At 43.4% G+C, this 4,515-nt stretch carries 5 protein-coding genes; 1 reads left to right on the top strand and 4 read right to left on the bottom strand.

The window, feature by feature from the left end:
• Positions 1–55: 55 nt before the first annotated feature.
• The 4 genes from HMPREF0519_RS09730 to HMPREF0519_RS09715 form a co-directional block, all read right to left on the bottom strand.
• On the bottom strand, positions 56–265 hold the full coding sequence (locus tag HMPREF0519_RS09730) for a hypothetical protein (protein WP_003635812.1): 210 nt from the start codon (positions 263–265) through the stop codon (positions 56–58).
• A gap of 13 nt (positions 266–278) precedes the next feature.
• The gene (locus HMPREF0519_RS09725) at positions 279–863 is read right to left on the bottom strand and encodes a hypothetical protein (protein ID WP_003635811.1); all 585 of its coding nucleotides are present in this window, start codon (positions 861–863) and stop codon (positions 279–281) included.
• Positions 864–892: 29 nt separating this feature from the next.
• On the bottom strand, positions 893–1,321 hold the full coding sequence (locus tag HMPREF0519_RS09720) for a MarR family winged helix-turn-helix transcriptional regulator (RefSeq protein WP_003635809.1): 429 nt from the start codon (positions 1,319–1,321) through the stop codon (positions 893–895).
• Between the two features lie 163 nt (positions 1,322–1,484).
• Positions 1,485–2,819, bottom strand: a complete 1,335-nt coding sequence (locus HMPREF0519_RS09715; RefSeq protein WP_003635806.1) for a dihydrolipoyl dehydrogenase family protein — start codon at positions 2,817–2,819, stop codon at positions 1,485–1,487.
• Between the two features lie 231 nt (positions 2,820–3,050).
• On the opposite strand from HMPREF0519_RS09715, the gene HMPREF0519_RS09710 reads away from it, so the two are divergent.
• On the top strand, positions 3,051–4,515 hold a 1,465-nt coding region (locus HMPREF0519_RS09710; protein WP_191976498.1), incomplete at its 3' end, for an ABC transporter permease/substrate-binding protein.

The raw sequence follows: 4,515 nt of genomic DNA, 5'->3' as shown, positions 1-4,515 counted from the left end.
GGGCATCACAAAACCATGCCTTTTTTAGTCATACCAATTAATTTAACGTGTCGACTCAATCGAACGCATCCAGTTCCCTATTAAGGGTTTTAATTTGTTGGTGAAGCCGATCAATTTCATCTTTAACTTCTTCCAACGTCAAGCCTGTATTACTGTAACCTTTATAGGTGGCCGTCATGTAATCGACATCTTCTAACTGGCGGACTTGCTCATTCAAAGATCCCAGCTGCGTAATTAATTGATTAAAACGATCTTCACTATCCATATAAACGCCCCCTTTAAGCCAATGCTTCCGGAGCCTCAAGCTGGGGACCCCTGCCCATTCTTGCTAAAACCCAGTGATCATAGTTCCATTCCTCGGTGGCACGTCGTGAACGGAAATAGTCCCAGTTTGATTCCCGCTCAACTTCAACGACTTGATTGTCTGCGCCAATTGATACCCAATTATAGGATCCATTTTGATGGGCAAATTTAACCCAGAGAATCGGAATATTAATGACCTGCCTCTGATCATTTCTGAACGTTCTGCTAAGTCGATCAACCCGCATAAAAGTCAGGCCACTGGCATAGGCTGAATCCAATCGTTCAAAAACCTGATTTGCTTTGTCAATTGCCACTCTTTGTCCCGGCAGATCAGCGTGTGTCTCAATCGCAAAGTTATTATAGCTGATCAACCGTTGATCGCTGCCATAAATAACGGTGACATGTGCATTATTCGGTTCAAACTTTCCTGGACGCTGGTAACGAACAACCATCACCCGTTCGTGGTTTCGTTGACGCTGATCAGCCGTAACTGCTTTAAATCCTTCAGGAATAATCAAATCATGATTGGGTTTATCAAAAATCTTGACATAATTTGTCATAAAAACCTCCTAAATCCTCAAACACCGTGCTACTGCATTAAGTTTTGTTCGACCTTGATTAAGGCTGCCATTAATCGATCCTGCGTCACACGATCAATGCCGCTAAAGATTCTATTGTTGACGTATTCTAAACGCTCATTCAACTTGGGAACCAATGCTTTTCCAGTGCTTGTCAGGCTAATTGACCAAGAGCGGCCATCGGTCTGTGACCGTTGCTTTTGAACGTATCCCAGTCTGATTAATTGTTCCAATCGCCTCGTGACATTACTTTGACTCAGGTAAATTCGTTTAAATAATTGATCCTGTGTTAAAGTTGGTGCCTGGTTAATTTTTAAAATAAAATAATAGTTACTCGATGTCAGCTTCAACGGTTTTAACTGTTCATCCAAATAGGCTTGCAGCTGACGTGAAGCCGTGTTGATTGTTGCAATCACCCCGTCAATTTCTATATCTGTCATCAATAATCACCTTCTCCATTTATGGCTGACAAAATTTTAGCATTAATTACTTGCTTGCGCAAACAAGTTGACTCGTTATTTCCAACTAAAAAAGACCAGGCTTTTATCGGCCTGATCTCCACTAATCTTCAAATTGACTCTTTCCAAGTTTAAAATAACCATGCTATACCAAATATTGCAAATCACTCGAAACAGATGGATAGGCAAAAATCATGTCCTGAATCTGCTCATTCGACAGCTTTAAGTTCATCACCAGGCTGAAAGCGTTCAGCAAGTGCTCACCAATTGAGGACAAAACGTCAAATCCGACAATTTGTTTGGTATTGGCATCCCGGATCACCATTGCCTTGGCAACATCATCTTTAATGCGGTTATAGGTATACCAATGGGTTAAATCAAAGGCACTTACATGATATTTTTCAGGTTTGCTTAATGCTTCCTGATAACCAACCCCCACTTGACCGACTTCCGTTGTCCCAAAAAGAATCTGTGGGATGACCGGATACTGAATTGGTGCTGTTGTCTTTTTCATTAACAACTCAGCAACGTATCGTCCTTCAAATGAAGCGACAGGTGTCAATTTGGGCTTGGCTTTGTCAATAACATCCCCGATGGCATAAATCGTCGATACGTTGGTTCGCAAATGATCATCCACTAACACACCGCGGCTCGACGTTTTAACCCCGCAATTCTCCAATTGTAATTGATCACTATTCGCCGATCGGCCTACCGCTTCAACTACATAATCAGAAGCCAACGTTTCAAGATCGGTGGTCAGTGTATAACCGGTTTCATTTTTAGAAACAGCCTTCAGATTCTGATTGAAGTGAAAGGTGATGCCGTCATCAATCATGTCTTGAACCAGTTGCGCCACAAAGGGTTGTGGAAATGCCTTTAATGGTTGATCGTTATGATGAATAATATCAACATCACTACCAGCCTTATTGGCAATATTTGCCAACTCCATCGATACTAAGCCGGCACCGACAAACGTGATATGCTTTGGCAGTGCATCCAAATCCAGGAAGTCTGCACTGGTTTTTAGGAATGATTTACCGGGAATATCCAATAACCGTGGCCGGCGACCAGTGGCCAAAATGACCTCATCCGCACTCACCGTCGTCTGGTCACCCAGCTGAATCCGATGTTGGTCCAAAAAGGCAGCCTGACCATGATACGTATCTATGCCGGCACCGGACAATCCTTTTTTTGTACCACTTGGGATTTGAGACGTATATCCCCGTTTAAAGGCCATTAACTGTTTCCAATCAATCGTGGGAACGTCTTTTAGTCCGCTTTCCTGCATTCGGGCAACCCTATCCTTCGCCTCAACAGCCGAATACAGCATTTTTTTAGGATCACACCCACGATTGGGACAGGTCCCGCCAAAAAGATCATTTTCAATGACTAAAACAGATTTTGACCCAACTAACCCATAAGCAGCTGCAGTCCCTGCAGGACCGGCACCAAAAATGATGACATCGTAATGTGTTTTCAAAGTACTTCACTCCTCATATAAAATCATGATTTACTTTAATTGTAGCCCATCTTGGCCTAAATCGTCGGTATTCTCCCAATCATTTTTGTCTTCGGATTCGTATCATGCACAATCGAGTTGTATAATGAAATTCTAGTCAACTTGTTTTCACACCCAAGGAGGTGCCTATCCGTGTCGATCACAGCCATCATTCATTTTTTTACGGCCAACGCCAAGTTTATCAACGCATTCATGGAACACGTTTATCTGACCCTTATCTCATTGATCATTGCGATTGTCATTGCCATCCCACTGGCGGTTTATGCACGTAATCACCGGGTATTCGCTCATATTGCACTCGGTTTTACGTCAATCATGCAAACCATTCCTTCTCTGGCCATCTTGGGAATTTTGATTCCAATTGTCGGCATTGGCAGTAAACCGGCCATTATTGCACTGGTCATATACGGTATTTTACCTATTTACAGCAATACATATACTGCACTCACAACGATTGATCCCAACTTAACCGAAGCGGCCGAAGTTTTCGGCTTAACCAAATGGCAACGACTTTTTCGAATCGAATTGCCCCTTTCCAAGGACAGTATTTTGACCGGTATTAAAACGTCAACCGTTCTGATTATTGGAACGGCTACCCTGGCAGCCCTGATTGGCGCCGGTGGTTTGGGAACCTTTATTCTGCTGGGAATCGACCGCAGTAACACCGCTTTAACGCTGACCGGTGCAATTGGCTCAGCACTGCTTGCCGTTGTTTTTAGTTGGCTCATCACCCGATTCGGTCGTCTAAAGGCCAAATCGATGGTCATTGTCGGAGGAACCGCCCTTTTACTTTTGCTGCTTGGCATTATCGCACCAAAAGTATACACGGCCACTACCCAACCGGAAAGAATCGTCATTGCCGGTAAATTAGGTTCCGAGCCGGATATTTTGATTAATATGTATCGGGACTTGATCGACGCCGGTGACAAGAAAATTGATGTCGACTTAAAACCTAATTTCGGTAAAACCAGCTTTTTATTTTCAGCTCTAAAGAGCAATCAAATCAACATCTATCCGGAGTTTACCGGTACCGTTCTTGAAGACATCATTCCCAACAGCGAACGACAGCTTCAAAACAAATCTGCAACGCAAATTTATCATATGGCCAAAAACGAGCTTGCGGCTAAATACAATATGACTTATGGTTCCCCGTTAAATTATAACAATACCTATACAGTCGTCACCACCCACAAGTTCGCCAAACGCCATCATCTTCGCACAATCAGTGACCTCAAAAAGCTTCAAAGCCGTCTTCACAGCGGCTTTGATTTGGAATTCATGAATCGTGATGACGGCTATAAGGGACTCGTCAAAAAATATGGCTTATCCTTTAACAATACTGATTTGGATCCCGACTTACGCTATCAGGCTATTCGCCGTGGCCAGGTTCAGGTAATCGACGGCTATTCAACCGATTCTCAAATTCGTCAGTACCATTTGGTTTCGTTGCGAGATAATAAGCATCTCTTTCCAACCTATCAGGGAGCGCCACTCATGACCAAGGCATTTGCCAAAAAACATCCGGCCGTGGTCAAGCAACTGCAGCAGTTGGCCGGAAAAATTACGGCAAAAGAGATGCGGGAGATGAACTATGACGTCAACGTCAAAAAAGTCAGTGCCGCAAAGGTTGCAAGGCATTATTTACAACGCCATCATC

It is taken from the genome of Lentilactobacillus hilgardii DSM 20176 = ATCC 8290 (assembly GCF_000159315.1).
Taxonomy (GTDB): domain Bacteria; phylum Bacillota; class Bacilli; order Lactobacillales; family Lactobacillaceae; genus Lentilactobacillus; species Lentilactobacillus hilgardii.
The sequence above is the reverse complement of the archived record's forward strand: the minus strand, read 5'-3'. Positions and strand labels throughout refer to the sequence as shown.